Source organism: Streptomyces fulvorobeus, assembly GCF_013167895.1.
GTDB lineage: Bacteria > Actinomycetota > Actinomycetes > Streptomycetales > Streptomycetaceae > Streptomyces > Streptomyces fulvorobeus.
This window is the reverse complement of the sequence record NZ_BLWC01000001.1, coordinates 2361845-2379968: the sequence shown is the minus strand read 5'-3', so window position 1 is coordinate 2379968 and position 18124 is coordinate 2361845. Positions and strand designations below refer to the sequence as shown.

The window sequence follows — 18124 nt, the reverse complement described above, 5'->3', positions numbered from 1 at the left end:
GCAAACGGCCGAAGGAGTGACAGGGTTACGCCAGACGTGGCATTCGGGGGACGTACGTGGTGGAGCGGCCCGGTTATGGGTAACGGGGCCGCTCCGTGTTGACGCGCCCGACGGGGCGCCGTGCCGGTGGTTACTTGACGGCGCCCGCCATCACACCGGACACGAACTGCCGCTGGAACGCGAAGAAGACGGCCAGCGGGATCACCATCGAGACGAACGCCCCGGGCGCGAGCACATCGATGTTGTTGCCGAACTGGCGCACCTGCTGCTGGAGCGCCACGGTGATCGGCGGGGAGTCGGAGTCGGCGAAGATCAGCGCCACGAGCATGTCGTTCCACACCCAGAGGAACTGGAAGATGCCGAGCGAGGCGATCGCCGGTCCGCCCAGCGGCATCACCACCTTGGTGAAGAGCCTGATCTCACCCGCCCCGTCGAGCCGCGCGGCCTCCAGCAGTTCGCGCGGGATCTCCGCGAAGAAGTTCCGCAGCAGGAAGATCGCGAACGGCAGCCCGAAGGCCGTGTGGAACATGATCACGCCGAAGGTCGTCTCGAAGATCCCGATGGTGCCGAAGAGCTCGGAGACCGGGATGAGGGCGACCTGTACGGGCACGACCAGCAGCCCGACGACGAGCAGGAACCACCAGTCGCGGCCGGGGAACTCCATCCAGGCGAAGGCGTATCCGGCGAGCGACCCGATCACCACGACCAGGAACGTGGTCGGCAGGGTGATCATCACCGTACTGAGAAGGGAGTCGGTGATGACCGAGTTGTCCAGCAGCCGCTGGTAGTTGTCGAAGGTGAGCTCGGAGGGCGCGGTGAAGATCTTCCACCAGCCGCTCGCGGCGATGTCGTCGGCGTCCCGCAGCGAGGAGAGCAGCAGCCCGATCGTCGGCATCAGCCAGAACAGCCCCACCAGGATCAGGAAGACCCGCATCACCCCGCCCCCGGCCCGGGCGGCGATCCGCGCGCCGAGGGACTGCCTGGCCTTCACCACTGGCGCTGTGGTCACCTGCGCCCCTCCTTCCGTATCCGGCGGATGTTGAACAGCATCACCGGGATCACCAGCAGCAGCAGGAGTACGGCGATGGCGCTGCCGATCCCCAGGTCGGCGTCGGTGCCGAACGAGGACCGGTACAGCTGGAGCGCCAGTACGTTCGCGTCGTCCTGCGAGGACCCCGGCGCGATGATGAACACCAGGTCGAAGATCTTCAGGACGTTGATCATCAGGGTGACCAGCACCACCGCGAGTACCGGTGCCAGCAGCGGCACCGTGATCCGGCGGAACACCTGCCACTCGTTGGCACCGTCCACCCGGGCCGCCTCCAGGAGCTCACGCGGCAGACCGGCCAGGCCCGCCGCGATCAGCACCATCGCGAAGCCCGCCCACATCCAGACGTAGCTGCCGATGATCCCGGGCGTCACCAGGGACGGTCCGAGCCAGTCGACGCCGTTGTACGGCTCCGAGAAGTTGGAGGCGGGCAGCCGGACCTGGGCGCCTTCGGCCGAGGCGGGCAGGGTGAACGTACCGTCCGCGCCCGCCGTCGCCGACGCGATGACCTCGCCGTCCCTGACCGCCTCCACCTTGAGGCCCTTGAGGCCGAGCTCCCTGGGATCGACGGTGTTGGGTGTGCCGCCGCCGCCCCTGGTGAAGTCCAGCCAGGCGGTGCCGGTGATCTTCCCGTCCCCGCCGCCCGCCGCCTTCGCGGGCGCCGCGTCGCCCGGCATCTTCGCCGGGGCCACGCCGACCAGCGGGATCAGGACCGGCTCACCGGCCGTGACCGGCTGCTTCGAGACGAACGAACCGCCGCCGCCCGCCTTGAGCGGGTGCACCGGCAGCGGATGCGCCTTGGGGAAGCCCGACGACTCGGCGAACGTGTCGTGCACCCCCACCCACACGGCGTTGGCGACCCCGCGCTCCGGGGCCTGGTCGTACACCAGCCGGAAGATGATGCCCGCGGCGAGCATCGAGATCGCCATCGGCATGAAGACGATGAGCTTGAACGCCGTACCCCAGCGGATGCGCTCGGTCAGCACCGCGAAGATCAGCCCGAGAGCGGTGGAGACCGTGGGTGCGAACACGACCCAGACCGCGTTGTTCTTCACCGCGGTACGGATGGTGGCGTCGGAGAACAGGGCCTTGTAGTTGTCGATCCCGGCGAAGCCCGTGCCCGCCTGGTCGAAGAAGGAACGGTAGACGGAGTAGACGATGGGATAGACCACGAGCGCGCCGAGAAGCACCAGCGCGGGCAGCAGGAACACCGCCGCGAGGAGCTTCCTGGTACCGGTGACGCTCCTGGCCGCACGAGGGCGTGGACTCTGGTCGGCGGGGGGCACCTCGGCGGTGCCCCCCTTGGCCGCTGTCGTCATCCCGTCAGCTCTTGTACGCCTTGGCCGCGTCGGACTCCAGCTTGGCTTGAGTCCCCGCGATGTCCTTCGGGTTCTTCAGGAAGTCCTGGAGCGTCTTCCACTCACCCTTGCCCGGCGTACCGCCGAACGACTGCGGTGCCTGGTCGGACATGTCGAACCTGACGTCGTCACCGGCCGCGACCAGCGCCTGGGCCATCTCGCGCTGCACGTCGTTCGGATACGCGGCGGCGTCCAGGCTCTTGTTCGGCGAGATGAACCCGCCCGCCTCGGCCCAGATCCTCGCCGCGTCGGTGGAGGCCAGCCAGGTCAGCAGCGCCTGCGCGCCCTTGCTGTCCTTCAGCGCCACCGCCGCGTCGCCGCCCGTCACCACGGGGGCGTCCGCGCCGACCGCGGGGAACGGGAACACCTTGGCGTCCGTACCGATCTTCGCCTCGGTCTGCGCGATGTTGATGGAGACGAAGTCGCCCTCGAAGACCATGGCGCCCTTGGGCTGGTCGCCGCCGGTGAACGTCTGGGTGACGGACGCGGGGAACTCCGTCTGGAGCGCGCCGTCCGCGCCGCCGGCGATCAGGGCGGGCTTCCCGAACAGCTCGGCGAGTGTGGTGAGCGCGTCCTTCACGGACGGGTCCGTCCACTTGATCTCGTGCTTCGCCAGCTGGTCGTACTTCTCGGGACCGGCCTGGGAGAGGTAGACGTTCTCGAACCAGTCCGTGAGGGTCCAGCCGTCCGCGCCGGCGACCGAGACCGGGGTGACGCCCGAAGCGGAGATCGTCTCGGCCGTGGTCAGGAAGTCCTTCCAGGTCTTCGGCTCGCTCGCGCCCGCGTTCTCGAACGCCTGGGCGTTGTACCAGACCAGGGACTTGTTCGCGGCCTTGAAGTACACCCCGTACTGGGTGCCGTCCACCGCTCCGAGGTCCTGCCAGACCTTCGCGTAGTTCTTGCTCAGCTGGGCCTTCGCCTCCGGACCCACGGGCTTGGCCCACTTCTTCGCCACGGCCTGCTGGACCGCGCCGACCTGCGGGATCATCGCGACGTCCGGCGGCTGGCCTCCCGCCACCTTCGTACCGAGGAAGTTGACGATCGGGTCCTGCGCCGGGACGAAGGTGACCGTCGCCCCCGTGCGCTTCTCGAACTCGTCCAGGACCTTGGTGAAGTTGGCCTGCTCGGGCCCGGTCCACACCGCGGCGACCGAGATCTTCTCGCCGTCCAGTTTCGGCAGTACGACGCTCGACGGGCTCTGGCTGTCCTTGGCCGCGCCCTTGCCGGGCTTGTCCTTGCCGTCGCTGTCACCACCGCAGCCGGTGAGGGCCAGTGCCCCGACCGTGGTGCATACCAGTGCGGCCCTACGCATGCGAGGGGTTGTGCGCATTCCTGCCCCGTCTCTCGTGCGCGCAGGTGCGCGGAGCGGTGCCGCCGCCGTGCGGCCCGCGTCGCCGCTCCGTTCACCTGTCGTGCGTTCAGTGCGTGTACGTCGTCCGTGAGCACAGTCCTACGCCCGGCACACGGACGCCGCAATACCGCCATCCGGATCAACCGGCTGATCGTAATGGGCTCGTGACGTGTGGTCAGTGGACCGTACGGCCGTTTCGGATCATGGAGTCAGGAGGGGAAGGGGAGGAGTGGGGGCAGTCGTTCCGCGTTCACCGAACGGGCCGCCCGCTCCAGGGCGCTGGCCAGCAGCGCGAGGTCCGTCGGTCCGTTGCCCAACTCGCGCACGGGCCGCCGGGTGGGCGGATCGCCCATCCGCTCCCACTCCAGCGGGACGACGGTGGGGCGCAGGGTCGCCGTACGGGGGATGCGGCCGGTGACCCGGCCCCCCTGGAACGGGGTGACCCGGCCGTCCGGATGCCCCAGCCTTCCCCGGCCGGGCGCCGGTTCGTCCGGGGAGGGCGGGACGGCCGGCGCGTCGAGGATGATCCGCAGCCGGGCTCCCCTGGCCAGCTCGGTGTCCTCCGTACGGTCAGGGCGGGCCGAGGTGGCGACCAGGTGGACACCGAGCCGCCCGCCGTCCCTGGCGACGGCCTCCAGGGCGCGTACGACGGAACCGGCGGCCGGGCGGCCGGGACTGCCGAGCGCGGGGGCGACCAGCGCGTCGAAGTCGTCCGCCAGGACGACGAGCCGGGGCAGCGGCGAGGGGCCGGGGACGGCGGTCCGCGCGGAGGGTCTCAGCCGCAGGGTGCCGGTGGCCGACGAGTCCGGTTCGCCGCGCTGCTCGGAGGCGGTCGGCGAGCGGCGGGCCAGGGTGCGCTGCCCCGCCTCGTGCCGGGCGTGCCACTCGGCGAAGTCCAGCGGGCCGAGCAGCTCGGCCCGGCGCTTGAGCTCACCGCCGAGTGCCTGGGCGAACTCCCGCATCCGCACGGGATCGGAGGCCACCAGGTGGGAGAAGACGTGCGGGAGCTCCGTGCAGGGGCCGAGCCCCTCGCCGCGCTCGCTGCCCGCCCCGTCGACGAGCAGGACGCCGAGCCGGTCGGGCCGGGCGGCGGCGGCGAGCGAGGCGGCGACGGCACGCAGCAGCTCGGTGCGCCCGCTGCCCGCGGGGCCCTCGATCAGCAGGTGCGGCCCTTCCTCGGCCAGGTCGACACCGAGGGGCCCGCGGGGCCCGGCCCCGAGCACGAGAACCGGCCGCCCGGCGTACACCCCTGTCCCACCCGGCACCCGGCCACCGGCACCGGTGGTGTCGGCGTCGGCGTCGGCGTCGGAGGCCGTGGCGGTGCCGGGGTACGGGGTGCGAGTGGTGTCGGTGTGGGGGGCCTGGTGCGGGGTGCGGTCCGCAGCGGATGTCTCCCCGCCCGGGTGCGGCGTGCGCCCGGACTCGCGGGAGCCCGGGTACGGCGTACGCGCTGAGCCGGTGCTCTCGCCGCGGGGGTGCGGGGTGCGGGCCGGACCGGCGGTGTCCGTGCCCGGGTACTGCGTACGGCCCGGGCCGTGGGCCGCGCCGTCCGGGGGCGTACTCCCCGGCCCCGCTCCCTGCCCGCCGTCCCGCTCCGGGGAGGTGCGCTGGGGGCCCACGCGGGCCGCCGTGCTCACGGTGCGGCCCGAGCCGGGGGAGTCCGGCGCCGGGGGAGCGGGAGAGGCGGCGGGGCGCGACGCACCCGGCTGCTCCTCCGCCGTGGAGGCCCAGCGCGCCATCAACGACGCCGGGGTGGCCCTCGCCAGCCCCAGCTCGTCCAGCAGCCGGGCCGATGGCGGCAGCGCGGCGGCCATCGGGCGGCCCGGCAGGGCCACCGAGCCCTCCTCGCGCAGAGGGGCCAGCGCCCTTCCGAACCGTTCGGCCCAGGCCACCGACACGGCGTCCACGGCCGCCACCGTGCCGTGCCCCGCCGGCCGGCCGCCCGCCGTGCGCAGCAGGCGCAGCGCGGTCGCGACATCGCCGCTCAGCATCGCGACGGCCCCGCACTCGCGGAAGGCGATCGAGGCCCGGCAGGCCGCGTCGTACGTCGCGGTGACCGGCGACGTGGGCGAGGACGCCGGGGTCTCGGCCAGGCAGACCAGATGGATGCCGGCGGCCGCCCCCGCACCGGCCAGCCTGGCCGTGGTCTCGCGCAGAGCGGCCGAGCCGGGGTCCCCGTCGACGACCACCACGGTGTACGGCCCGGTGTGCAGACGGGCGGCCTCGGAGACCGCGGCCCGGTCGGCACTGGCCCAGCCGGAGCCGAGCGGCCCCTCGTCCAGCCGGCGCACCAGCTCCGAGGTACGGGCCGTGGCCTGCTCGCGGTCGTACGCCAGGAGCAGACGGCAGTCCTGGCCGTGCATCGGCCGCAGATGGGGCAGCCAGCCGAGCCACGCCCACTCCCGTCGGCGCTCGTCCACGCCCCGCGCCCGGTCCGAGCTGATCAGCACGATCTCCAGGTCGAACGGCGAGTGCAGCGCGGCGAGCTGCGCCACCACCGACCTGGCCAGACCGGTCAGCCGGGCCCTGGGCCCCGCGAGACCGAGCGAACCGGCCTCGCGCAGGCCGACGGTCACCGGGACGGCGGGCAGCTCCGCCCGGTCGGTCGTCCCCAGGCGTACGACCAGGGCCTCGGGATGAGAAGTGTCGCGCTCCCACAGGCGCGGCCCGGGACCGAGGGCGGTCAGCAGCACCGCTGCCGGGTCGGGCCAGGTGCCCTCCGGGGCGGTGGAACGCGCAGACGGCGGGGCGGAGGGCGTGAAAGCGGAGGACGTGAAAGAGGCCGAGGAAGCCGGGGAGGGCACGCCACCCGGTTCGTCCGCCCGTCCCGCCGGGTCAGGGGCCGCCTCGCCCCTGCCGCTCTTGAGCCGCCGCGCCCAGGCCCCTATGCCCCCGCGCCGGGGCGCCTCGCCCGTGAGCGGGCGGCCGCCGTGTCCGGGGGTGCCGGAGGTGTACTCCCCGGCGGGACCCTGGAGGGCGTCGCCCCGCGCACCGTCGTGTCCGGCGGGCCCGGGCCCGCCCTGGGAAGAAGCCGCGTCGCACGCGGGTGCCGAGCCGCCCGCGTATCCGTTGCGCTCCTGGTGTTCCGCGTCCGCGTGCCGTACCCCGGCCGGGGCGTGGGTGACGGACGCCCGGTTCACCCGGAGATGGCCCTCGCCGTCCGGGGCGGTGGGCAGCACGGGCGTACGGGCGCCCGTGGTGAGCCGGAGCCTCGACTCGCCGAGCCGCAGCAGAGCGCCGGGGTTCAGCCGGACAGGCCGGTCGTGGACCTCCGTACCGTCCAGGGAGGTGCCGTTGGTGGAGCCCAGGTCGCTCACCGAGACCCTGCCGTCGTCCGAGACCGTCACCGCGCAGTGCAGCCGCGACACGTCCGGGTCGTCCAGCGGGACGTCCGCGTCGGCCGAGCGGCCGATCCGGATCTGCCCGCCGTGCAGCAGATGCACCCCGCCCGCGTCGGGACCGGCGACCACATGGAGGTGCGCGGGCACGGCGTCGTCCGCCGCCTCGTCCTCACCGGGAACCTGGAGCGAGAGCACCGCGCCGTCCACCAGTGGGGGCTCGCCCAGCGCGATGCGCTGCGTGTCGAGCCGCTCCCGCCCGGCGAACAGGACCACGGCGCCGCCGCCCATCGAGCTGTCGGGCCCGGAGACGGCCGAGGCCAGCCCGGAGGCGACGGCGGCGAGCGCGGTGCCCGCGGGCGCCGTGACGAGCACATCGCAGGCGCTCGCCGGGGTCGTGGTCCGGCCGCTGCGCGGCGCGAGGACGGTCAGCCGGATCTGCATCGCCGTCAGCGGTCCCTTCTGCGCGGGCACCCGGCAGGGGAGATGACCTGTGACTCCCCCCACCCGGCACGGACGCGTCGTCCGGTACAGGTCGTCACGTACCGCGAGGCTCCCGACCCCACGGTTCCGTGCTGGAGGCATCCTGTCACCTGCCACTGACAACACGCCCGGGGACCGGTACGAAATGATCTTGAATGGTCGGCTGTGGAGCTGAAAGTGCCTGCTCGGGTCCCTCCCGCGGCACTGCGAAGGCTTCCCGGGACCCCCGGACATCGATGTCGGACGCCCGTGCGACAACCATTCGCGCGTACGTCGCGTCTTCACCCCCACACACTCCAGGACACACAGGACACAGCGGGAACACGGCCGGGAGACGACCGGCCGACAGGCCGTTCGGCCCCACTAGAGTGGGCCGGAACATCCGGGCAGGCCCGGCGGACGGCAAGCACCACGATCAGCAGGGAGCGCATGACGTGCGGCCTGTAGGCAGCAAGTACCTCCTGGAGGAGCCGCTCGGACGCGGCGCCACCGGCACCGTCTGGCGGGCCCGCCAGCGGGAGACCGCCGGCGCCGAGGCGGCCGTCGCGGGCCAGCCCGGTGAGACCGTCGCGATCAAGGTCCTCAAGGAGGAGCTCGCCAACGACGCGGACGTCGTGATGCGGTTCCTGCGTGAGCGCTCCGTGCTGCTCCGGCTCACCCACGAGAACATCGTGCGCACCCGGGACCTGGTCGTCGAGGGGGATCTCCTCGCTCTCGTCATGGACCTGATCGACGGCCCGGACCTGCACCGTTATCTCCGCGACAACGGCCCGCTCACCCCGGTCGCCGCGTCGCTCCTCACCGCCCAGATCGCCGACGCGCTGGCCGCGAGCCACGCCGACGGCGTCGTCCACCGCGACCTCAAGCCCGCCAACGTGGTGCTCGACCAGCGCGACGGCCGGATGCGCCCGATGCTCACCGACTTCGGCATCGCGCGGCTCGCCGACTCCCCGGGCCTGACCCGGACGCACGAGTTCGTCGGGACGCCCGCCTACGTGGCGCCGGAGTCGGCGGAGGGCCGCCCGCAGACCTCCGCCGTCGACATCTACGGCGCCGGCATCCTGCTGTACGAGCTGGTCACCGGCCGTCCGCCGTTCGCCGGCGGTACCGCGCTCGAAGTGCTGCACCGCCACCTCAGCGAGGAGCCGCGCCGCCCCGCCACGGTCCCGGAACCGCTGTGGACGGTCATCGAGCGCTGCCTGCGCAAGGACCCCGACCAGCGGCCCAGCGCCGAGAACCTGGCCCGCGCGCTGCGTACCGTCGCCGCGGGCATCGGCGTGCACGCGAACTCCGCCCAGATCGCGGCGGCCGACGGGGTGGGCGCCCTGCTCGCCCCCGATCCGGCACCCGCGGCGGTGCCCGAGACACCGGGCGCCGCCGACCTCACGCAGGTGCTGCCGGGCAACGCGGGCTCGTACGACCCGAACGCGTACGGCCAGGACGCCTACGACCCCTCCGCCGCGACCAGCGTCATGCGCCGGAGCCCCGGCCAGGACCCGGGGCAGGGGTACGGCCAGGGGGCGGGCGGCGCCGATCCGACCTCCGTCATGCCGCCCGTGCCGCCCCGGCCCGACGGACCTCCCGAGCCCGACGGCCCGCACCCCTGGCAGTCGCAGCTCCAGGCGGCGCGCGACCGCAACGAGCAGACGCAGGTGCAGTACCTCGACCCGGACGACGACCCGCTGCGCCGCCGCCCCCAGCGCCGGCAGCCGCCGCCCCCGCAGCCGCAGCAGCGCCGTCAGCAGCCCCCGCAGCCTCCGCAGCGCCGGCAGCCTCCGCCCCACCAGCCGCGGCAGGAGCCCCAGCGCTACCAGCGACAGCCGCAGCAGCGCCAGCAGTACGCCCCCCCGCAGCAGACCCCGCCCCAGCCGCCGGCTCCCCGGCAGCCGAGGCAGCGCAGCTCCAGCCCGATGCGCATCCCGGGACTCGGCTGCCTCAAGGGCTGCCTGTTCACCGTGGTGCTCCTGGTCGTCGCGAGCTGGCTGATCTGGGAACTGACGCCGCTCCAGGACTGGGTGGCCCAGGGTAAGGGCTACTGGGAGGCGATCGGGGACGCGATCACCACCGTGACGGACTGGGTCTCGGATCTCGGCAGCGCCGCCGACAGCGTCGAGAACCCGGGCAACTGACGCCGGAGAGCGGCGATTCTGTAGCTATGTCGACTTCTGGGGGCCGATTTCCCCCGCAGAAGCCGAGGTTGGCGCCCTCCCGGGCACGCAGCACCCCGATCGCCGCGTAACTTTGTCGACCGGGGGTCCAACGCCAGCCGCTGAGGGAGCAGTCTTGGCACGGAATATCGGCAGCCGGTACACCGCCCACCAGATTCTGGGGCGCGGCAGCGCCGGCACGGTGTGGCTCGGCGAGGGGCCGGAAGGCCCCGTCGCCATCAAGCTGCTGCGCGAGGACCTCGCCTCCGACCAGGAGCTCGTGGGCCGCTTCGTCCAGGAGCGCACCGCCCTGCTCGGACTCGATCACCCGCGCGTCGTCGCCGTCCGCGACCTCGTGGTGGACGGCACCGACCTGGCGCTCGTCATGGACCTCGTACGCGGAACCGATCTGCGCACCCGACTGGACCGCGAGCGCAGGCTCGCCCCCGAGGCCGCGGCCTCGATCATCGCGGACGTCGCCGACGGCCTGGCCGCCGCGCACGCCGCCGGAGTGGTCCACCGGGACGTCAAGCCGGAGAACATCCTGCTCGACATGGAGGGTCCGCTCGGCCCCGGCGGCTCGCACCCGGCCCTGCTCACCGACTTCGGTGTCGCCAAGCTGATCGACACCCCGCGCCGCACCAAGGCCACCAGGATCATCGGTACGCCGGACTATCTGGCCCCCGAGATCGTCGAGGGCCTCCCGCCGCGCGCCGCCGTCGACATCTACGCCCTCGCGACGGTGCTGTACGAGCTCCTCGCCGGATTCACGCCCTTCGGCGGCGGCCACCCGGGCGCCGTCCTGCGCCGCCATGTCACGGAGACGGTCGTCCCCCTCCCGGGCATCCCGGAGGAGCTCTGGCAGCTCCTGGTCCAGTGCCTCGCCAAGGCTCCGGCCTCCCGGCTGCGGGCCTCCGAACTCGCGGCCAGGCTGCGCGAGCTGCTGCCGCTCCTGTCGGGCATCCCGCCGCTGGACGTGGACGAGCCCGACACCGAGCCGGAACCGCAGACCTACGACGAGCAGCAGTACGCCCCGGCCGCCGGGGAGCCCCGCCGCCGCGGCGCGGTCCCCCTCGTGCCCGGCGCCGCTCCGGACTCCAACCGCGACACCCACACGAGCATGCGCGTCCCCGCACCCGACGAACTGGCCGGTGGCCCGCTGGGCACGGCCCGCGCGCCGCGCGCCCCGGGCCGTCCGCGCCCCGGCTCGGCCCGCAACAAGTCGGCCGCGGTCCGCAAGCGGCGTATCACCCTGGGTGTGGCTGCGGTCGTCCTCGGGTCGGCGGTGGGGGTCGGCAGCTGGATGGCGACGGGTGGCGACAGCGTGGAACCGACCCCCCAGGACACCAGGAACTCGGCGCCCACATCGCCGTAGCGCCCGGCGCGAACGGGGGCCCGGCAGCGGGTGAGGGACAGCTTCACTCCGCCAGCCGTTACGCTGGACCCGTGGCAGTCGTCGATATTTCCGAAGAGCTGAAGTCCCTCTCCTCCACCATGAGGTCGATCGAGGCCGTCCTGGACCTGGATGCGCTGAGGGCGGACATCGCCGCGCTGGAGGACCAGGCCGCGGCGCCGTCCCTCTGGGACGACCCGGAGGCGGCGCAGAAGATCACGAGCAAGCTCTCGCACCTCCAGGCCGAGGTCCGCAAGACCGAGACCCTGCGCGGGCGCATCGACGATCTCGGCATCATGTTCGAGCTCGCCGAGGACGAGGGCGACGCGGACGCGCTGAGCGAGGCGGAGACCGAGCTGGAGTCCGTGCGCAAGGCGCTGGACGAGATGGAGGTCCGCACCCTTCTCTCCGGCGAGTACGACTCGCGCGAGGCGCTGGTCACCATCCGCGCCGAGGCCGGTGGCGTCGACGCCGCCGACTTCGCCGAGAAGCTCCAGCGCATGTACCTCCGCTGGGCCGAGCGGCACGGCTACAAGACCGAGGTCTACGAGACGGCGTACGCGGAAGAGGCCGGCATCAAGTCGACCACCTTCACGGTCGAGGTCCCGTACGCGTACGGGACGCTCTCCGTCGAGCAGGGCACCCACCGGCTCGTCCGGATCTCGCCCTTCGACAACCAGGGGCGCCGCCAGACGTCCTTCGCGGGCGTCGAGGTGCTGCCGGTGGTCGAGCAGACCGACCACATCGAGATCGACGAGTCCGAGCTGCGCGTCGACGTGTACCGCTCCTCGGGCCCGGGCGGCCAGGGCGTCAACACCACGGACTCCGCGGTGCGCCTGACCCACCTGGCGACCGGCATCGTCGTCTCCTGCCAGAACGAGCGCTCGCAGATCCAGAACAAGGCGTCCGCCATGAACGTCCTCCAGGCGAAGCTCCTTGAGCGCCGCCGCCAGGAGGAGCAGGCGAAGATGAACGCGCTCAAGGGCGACGGCGGCAACTCCTGGGGCAACCAGATGCGTTCGTACGTCCTGCACCCGTACCAGATGGTCAAGGACCTGCGTACGGACTTCGAGATGGGCAACCCCGAAGCGGTCTTCAACGGCGAGATCGACGGCTTCATCGAGGCCGGCATCCGCTGGCGCAAGCAGAGCGAGAAGTAACCCCTGACACCCCGTGGTCGAGCCCGGACGGCCTTGTGCCGCCCGGGTTCTTCCGTGTCCGAGGAGCGTCCGGCGTGCGGGAGTTGAGGGAGCGGCGTGGTGAATGCGTCACAGTCGTGGTGCCGAATGACTGTCAAGAGCCCTCATAGCGGTGCGCATTACACGAAACGGCCTTGACGTAACCCTTAACTCTGGACAAGGTGCTCAGGCAGCATGCGTATGTCCGGGACGGGTGCGGGCGGGGGCGGGCGGGCGGACCACAGCACGACGTGGGCCCCGCGGAGAGCGCAACCCCGCGGAACCGAGGACCCGCATATGGCTGCTCCATATTCAGAACGGCTACTGGGGGTAGCAGCAGATGACCAAGAAGACGCGAGTCCGCGTCGCGCGGATAGCCGCAGGCGCGGTAATCGCCGCGGGCGCCTCGCTCACCGCAGCCGGTGCGGCACAGGCCGTCGGCTTCGGCGTAGACGTCGCCGGTCTCAGCGTGAAGACCGAGGCCGACCAGCAGGGGCTGGAGGTCGGAGTCGACGCCTTCAACGGCGAGGGCGCCGGTGGCACGGACCCGGCCGGTGGCACGGACCCGGCGGGCGGGACCGACCCGGCCGGTGGCACTGACCCGGCCGGTGGCACTGACCCGGTGGGTGGCACTGACCCGGTGGGTGGCACTGATCCGGTCGGCGGGACCGACCCGGTGGGTGGCACTGACCCGGTGGGTGGCACTGATCCGGTCGGCGGGACGGACCCGGTGGGTGGCACTGACCCGGTCGGCGGGACGGACCCGGTGGGTGGCACTGACCCGGTGGGTGGAACGGACCCGGTCGGCGGGACCGACCCGGTGGGCGGCACTGACCCCGTGGGCGGGACCGACCCGGTGGGCGGCACTGACCCGGTGGGTGGGACCGACCCGGTCGGCGGGACCGACCCCGTGGGCGGCTCCGACGACGGCGGCTCGGAAACCGGTGGTTCCCAGGACGGCGGCAACGGCAACGGCAACAACGGCAACGGTAACGGCGGAAACGGCAACGCCACCGGCGGTAACGGAAGCGGTGGCAACGGCGGCAACGGCACCGGAGGCCAGCAGGCCGGCGGCACCGGGTCCTCCGGCACCGACGCCGGCGGCGCGGGTACCTGCACCGTCGACCTCGACGGCGCCCAGTGTGTCGACAACACCGACACGGACAGCATCGCCAGCCAGCCGGTCGCGCAGCCCAAGGGCAAGGACGAGCTCGCCGAGACCGGTGCGCCCGAGACCACGTTCCTGCTGGTCGGCGCCGCGACGATGATCGCCGGTGGTATCGGCTTCCGGATTCTTCCGCGCCTGGTGAGCGGCCGCACCGCCGCCTGACGGCGAGCAGCGGCAAGGTGTACGTAAGAGGGACCCGGCCCGCGCGAGCGGACCGGGTCCCTCTGCATGTCACGCGCCCCTGGGGCGCCCCCGGCGGGTCTGCGCGGCCTGCTACGCGAGCAGCGCCAGCGCAGCGACCAGCAGCACCATCAGCGCTATCAGCATCGCGGGGTTCAGCCCGGAGAACGGCCCCTGATCCCGCTCGCGCTCCATCTGCTGCCGCACGGCCCGGCAGACGCGGCAGCGCCCCTCGTTCACGGGCGCCGCGCAGTTCGCGCACACCAGTCGGTCATAGGTCATGCGCTTTCCTCCTCCGCGCGGCGGAGCCGCATACACGTTCTCTCCACACAACGCTCCGGGAAACGCGGCCGTTCCCCCTACCACTGTGCCAGCTCGCACGGATTTCGGCGCGGGCCGCCGCCCGGCGTACCGCAGGGCCCGTGCGGGAGGCCCCGCCGACGCGGGTTCCGCCGGTTCCGGGTGTCACAAATCACCCATTTCCGGAGCCCGCCTGCACGCGTGAGCCCGGTTCGCGTATGGTCACGCTCACCTACTCCCGGCCGACCGTGGTGCATCCGTGATCCGATTCGACAACGTCTCCAAGACCTACCCGAAGCAGAGCCGCCCCGCGCTCCGCGATGTCTCACTCGACATCGAGAAGGGTGAGTTCGTCTTCCTGGTGGGCTCCTCCGGCTCCGGCAAGTCCACCTTCATGCGGCTGATCCTCCGTGAGGAGCGCGCGAGCCAGGGCATGGTCCATGTCCTCGGCAAGGACCTCGCGCGGCTGTCCAACTGGAAGGTGCCGCAGATGCGCCGTCAGCTGGGCACGGTCTTCCAGGACTTCCGCCTGCTGCCCAACAAGACCGTCGCCGAGAACGTGGCCTTCGCGCAGGAGGTCATCGGCAAGCCCCGCGGTGAGATCCGCAAGGCGGTGCCCCAGGTTCTCGACCTCGTCGGTCTCGGCGGCAAGGAGGACCGGATGCCCGGTGAGCTCTCCGGTGGTGAGCAGCAGCGCGTGGCGATCGCGCGGGCGTTCGTGAACCGCCCCATGCTGCTGATCGCGGACGAACCGACCGGCAACCTCGACCCGCAGACCTCCGTGGGCATCATGAAGCTGCTGGACCGGATCAACAGGACCGGCACCACCGTGATCATGGCGACCCACGACCAGAACATCGTCGACCAGATGCGTAAACGCGTCATCGAGCTCGAGCAGGGCCGTCTCGTACGTGACCAGGCGCGCGGCGTCTACGGTTACCAGCACTGAGACCTCTGAGCATCGAGTACTGAAAGGACGCCATGCGCGCCCAGTTCGTCCTGTCGGAGATCGGCGTCGGTCTCCGTCGCAACCTCACGATGACCTTCGCCGTGGTGGTCTCCGTCGCCCTCTCGCTCGCCCTGTTCGGCGGCGCGCTGCTGATTCGCGACCAGGTCAGCTCGATGAAGACCTACTGGTACGACAAGGTCAACGTCTCGATCTACCTCTGCAACAAGAGTGACGCCAAGGACGTGCCCAAGTGCGCCAAGGGTGCGGTCACCGCGGAGCAGAAGAAGGAGATCAAGGCCGATCTGGAGGAGATGGAGGCCGTCGAGAAGGTCATCTTCGAGACGGTCGACGAGGCGTACAAGCACTACCAGGAGCAGTTCGGCGACTCCCCGATGGCCGGCAACATCACGCCGGACCAGATGCAGGAGTCGTTCCGCGTCAAGCTCGACGACCCGAAGCAGTACAAGGTCGTCGCCACGGCCTTCGCGGGGCGTGACGGGGTGCAGTCCGTCCAGGACCAGAGATCCATCCTGGACAACCTCTTCGAGCTGATGAACGGCATGAACACGGTGGCCCTCTTCGTCATGGCGCTGATGCTGGTCATCGCCCTGATGCTGATCGTCAACACCGTGCGCGTCTCGGCGTTCAGCCGCAGACGGGAGACGGGCATCATGCGGCTCGTCGGAGCCTCCGGCTTCTACATCCAGATGCCGTTCATCATGGAGGCGGCCTTCGCCGGCCTGATCGGTGGCGTACTCGCCTGCGCCATGCTGATAGGGGGCAGGTATTTTCTGATCGACGGCGGTCTCGCCCTCCAGGACAAGCTGAACCTGATCGAGTTCATCGGCTGGGACGCGGTCCTGACGAAGCTGCCGCTGGTCCTCGCGATCGGCCTGCTGATGCCCGCCGTGGCCGCGCTGTTCGCGCTCCGCAAGTACCTCAAGGTGTGAGATGCGCCCCCGGCGCCGCGCGGCCAACCGCCGGTGCGGCGCCGGAGGGTGGCCCTAGAATCGTCGCTATGCCGGGCCCTTCGTACCGCTTCGGGCCTCGCGGTCTCTGCCGCGGGGCGGCCCTCACCCTGCTCTTCGGATGTGCGCTCGCCACCGCCGCGGCCACGGGTTCGCTGCCGGGCGCGGCCGACCCGGCAGAGCCGGGCCCGCGGGCCCGCTCCGTGGCGTCCGCCGTCGACCCCCGCGAGGCGGTCGAGGCCGCAGCGGCCGAGGCCGAGGCCGACGGGAAGTCCGGGACGGACGCGGCCCAGGAGGCCGTCAGCCGCAGCGGGGACCGCTGGGGAGCGGTCTACGACGAGCGGGAGTACGAGGAGTTCGAGCAGGCCCTCGACGGTTCGTACACCGGTGTCGGCCTCTCCGCCAGGCGTTCGGCCGGCCGGGGCGTCATCGTCTCCCGGGTCGAGCCGGGCGGGCCCGCCGCCCGAGCGGGCCTCCGCGCGGGCGACCAGTTGCGTACGGTCGACGGGCACCGGGTCGACCGGCGCCCCGTCGCGGAGGTGGTGGCCCTGCTGCGCGGAGACCGTACGGACGCCGCCGCGGGCACCGCCGTCGCCCTCGGTCTCCGGCGCGGCGGGCACAGCTGGACCGAGACCCTGCACCGGGAGAAGCTGTCCACCGAGCCCGTCTCCGTACGGCGGCTGGGCAGCACGCCCTCCTCCGCCGTCCTGATCAAGGTCTCCGCCTTCACCAAGGGCACGGGCGCCGAGATCCGGGACGCCGTGCGCACGGCCCCCGGGGACGCCGGAATCCTGCTGGACCTGCGCGCCAACGCGGGCGGCCTGGTCACCGAGGCCGTCACCGCCGCCTCCGCCTTCCTGGACGGCGGTCTGGTCGCCACCTACGACGTGCACGGCGAGCAGCGCGCCCTGAACGCCGAGCCGGGAGGCGACACGGACCGGCCCCTGGTCGTCCTCGTCGACGGCGGCACGATGAGCGCGGCGGAGCTGGTGACGGGCGCGCTCCAGGACCGGGGCCGGGCCGTCACCGTGGGCACCCGTACGTTCGGCAAGGGTTCCGTGCAGATGCCCAGCAGGCTGGCCGGCGGTTCGGTGGCGGAACTGACCGTCGGGCACTACCGCACACCGGCAGGCCGCAGCGTGGACGGACGGGGCATCACCCCGGACATGGTGGCCGGTGCGGCGGCCCAGGAGCGGGCCGAGACGGTATTGAGTGGCCTGGGGGGTGGGTCGTAGTGCGAAAATGACCGCACTATGGCCAAGGAAAAAGACACAGGGCGCAAGATGATCGCGCAGAACAAGAAGGCGCGGCACGACTACACCATCCTCGACACCTACGAGTGCGGCCTCGTGCTGATGGGCACCGAGGTCAAGTCGCTGCGGATGGGGCGGGCCTCGCTGGTCGACGGCTTCATCCAGATCGACGGCGGCGAGGCGTGGCTGCACAACATCCACGTCCCGGAGTACGTGCAGGGGACCTGGACCAACCACGCGGCCAAGCGGAAGCGCAAGCTGCTGATGCACCGGGCCGAGATCGACAAGCTGGCGTCGAAGTCCCAGGAGACGGGCCACACCATCGTGCCGCTCGCGCTGTACTTCACCGGCGGCCGGGTCAAGGTCGAGATCGCGCTGGCGAAGGGCAAGAAGGAGTACGACAAGCGCCAGACGCTGCGCGAGAAGCAGGACACACGGGAGACGAACCGTGCGATCTCGGCGGTCCGGCGACGTCAGCGGAGTGCCTGAGCCGCAATGGGCTGGCACCGTCGTGCACCGGTCCCGTAGGATGTCACTGCACCCCCCGGGGTGTGGCACCACCTTTGAAAAAAACACATGGGGATGATCGGTTTCGACAGCGGATGTCGAAGCAGGGGAAGCGAGTCGAGGAAGCGGCAATGATCTCGTAAACCATATGTCGCAAACAATAATCGCCAATTCCAAGCGCGATTCCTCCGCCTTCGCCCTCGCTGCCTAATTAGCAGCTGAGCGAAGACTCTGCGGAGTGTCAGCCCGGGAGTGATCCCGACCCGGATCCTGGCATCAACTAGGGATCTAAACTTCTAGACCCGGTCACGGGGCCTGGAAGGAAATCAAACAGTGGCTGGGCCTGTCGGAGGCTTGTTCGTGTGACCTCCGGGGCCGAGAAAAGCGCAGCGAACTGCACTCGGAGAAGCCCTGGTTCCGCACCGTTGGACGCGGGTTCGATTCCCGCCATCTCCACAGTTCCCATGTACACGAGGACCCCGTTGCCACCCGGCAGCGGGGTC

The 18124-nt window shown here is 71.7% G+C and carries 13 protein-coding genes and 1 other RNA gene; 9 read left to right on the top strand and 5 right to left on the bottom strand.

The window, feature by feature from the left end; translation table 11 throughout:
• Positions 1-130: 130 nt before the first annotated feature.
• The 4 genes from Sfulv_RS10790 to Sfulv_RS10775 all read right to left on the bottom strand — a co-directional run bounded on the left by Sfulv_RS10790 (position 131) and on the right by Sfulv_RS10775 (position 7539).
• Positions 131-1009 (bottom strand): carbohydrate ABC transporter permease, encoded by an 879-nt coding sequence (locus tag Sfulv_RS10790; protein WP_173313489.1) that lies wholly within the window; start codon positions 1007-1009, stop codon positions 131-133.
• Positions 1006-2367: a carbohydrate ABC transporter permease gene (locus Sfulv_RS10785; protein ID WP_173313488.1), complete on the bottom strand. Its 1362-nt coding sequence runs from the start codon at positions 2365-2367 to the stop codon at positions 1006-1008. Before Sfulv_RS10785 ends, Sfulv_RS10790 begins: the two co-directional genes overlap by 4 nt.
• A gap of 4 nt (positions 2368-2371) precedes the next feature.
• Positions 2372-3736, bottom strand: coding sequence for an ABC transporter substrate-binding protein (locus Sfulv_RS10780; RefSeq protein WP_173313487.1), 1365 nt, complete (start codon positions 3734-3736; stop codon positions 2372-2374).
• A 230-nt stretch (positions 3737-3966) separates the two neighbouring features.
• Positions 3967-7539, bottom strand: a complete 3573-nt coding sequence (locus Sfulv_RS10775; protein ID WP_173317750.1) for an FHA domain-containing protein — start codon at positions 7537-7539, stop codon at positions 3967-3969.
• Positions 7540-8012: 473 nt separating this feature from the next.
• On the opposite strand from Sfulv_RS10775, the gene Sfulv_RS10770 reads away from it, so the two are divergent.
• The 4 genes from Sfulv_RS10770 (at position 8013) to Sfulv_RS10755 (ending at position 13626) form a co-directional block, all read left to right on the top strand.
• Entirely contained in the window at positions 8013-9707 is a 1695-nt protein-coding gene (locus tag Sfulv_RS10770; RefSeq protein WP_173313486.1) for a serine/threonine-protein kinase, read from the top strand.
• 154 nt (positions 9708-9861) lie between these two features.
• Entirely contained in the window at positions 9862-11100 is a 1239-nt protein-coding gene (locus tag Sfulv_RS10765) for a serine/threonine-protein kinase (protein WP_173313485.1), read from the top strand.
• A gap of 71 nt (positions 11101-11171) precedes the next feature.
• Positions 11172-12278 carry a peptide chain release factor 2 gene (prfB, locus tag Sfulv_RS10760; protein WP_173313484.1) on the top strand — a complete coding sequence of 369 codons (1107 nt, stop codon included), beginning with the start codon at positions 11172-11174 and terminating at the stop codon, positions 12276-12278.
• A 358-nt stretch (positions 12279-12636) separates the two neighbouring features.
• Positions 12637-13626, top strand: coding sequence for a hypothetical protein (locus Sfulv_RS10755; protein ID WP_173313483.1), 990 nt, complete (start codon positions 12637-12639; stop codon positions 13624-13626).
• 111 nt (positions 13627-13737) lie between these two features.
• Here the strand turns inward: Sfulv_RS10755 and Sfulv_RS10750 are convergent, their stop codons facing one another.
• A complete protein-coding gene (locus Sfulv_RS10750; protein ID WP_173313482.1) occupies positions 13738-13926 on the bottom strand; it encodes a hypothetical protein in 189 nt (62 codons plus the stop codon).
• A 277-nt stretch (positions 13927-14203) separates the two neighbouring features.
• Between Sfulv_RS10750 and ftsE the strand changes: the two genes are divergently transcribed.
• The 5 genes from ftsE to ssrA all read left to right on the top strand — a co-directional run bounded on the left by ftsE (position 14204) and on the right by ssrA (position 18080).
• The gene (ftsE, locus tag Sfulv_RS10745; RefSeq protein WP_014046319.1) at positions 14204-14893 is read left to right on the top strand and encodes a cell division ATP-binding protein FtsE; all 690 of its coding nucleotides are present in this window, start codon (positions 14204-14206) and stop codon (positions 14891-14893) included.
• Positions 14894-14925: 32 nt separating this feature from the next.
• On the top strand, positions 14926-15843 hold the full coding sequence (ftsX, locus tag Sfulv_RS10740) for a permease-like cell division protein FtsX (RefSeq protein ID WP_173313481.1): 918 nt from the start codon (positions 14926-14928) through the stop codon (positions 15841-15843).
• 68 nt (positions 15844-15911) lie between these two features.
• Positions 15912-17096 (top strand): S41 family peptidase, encoded by a 1185-nt coding sequence (locus Sfulv_RS10735; protein WP_173313480.1) that lies wholly within the window; start codon positions 15912-15914, stop codon positions 17094-17096.
• 18 nt (positions 17097-17114) lie between these two features.
• Positions 17115-17603: an SsrA-binding protein SmpB gene (gene smpB, locus Sfulv_RS10730; RefSeq protein WP_173313479.1), complete on the top strand. Its 489-nt coding sequence runs from the start codon at positions 17115-17117 to the stop codon at positions 17601-17603.
• A gap of 89 nt (positions 17604-17692) precedes the next feature.
• Positions 17693-18080: a transfer-messenger RNA gene (ssrA, locus tag Sfulv_RS10725) on the top strand.
• The last annotated feature ends 44 nt before the right edge of the window (positions 18081-18124 follow it).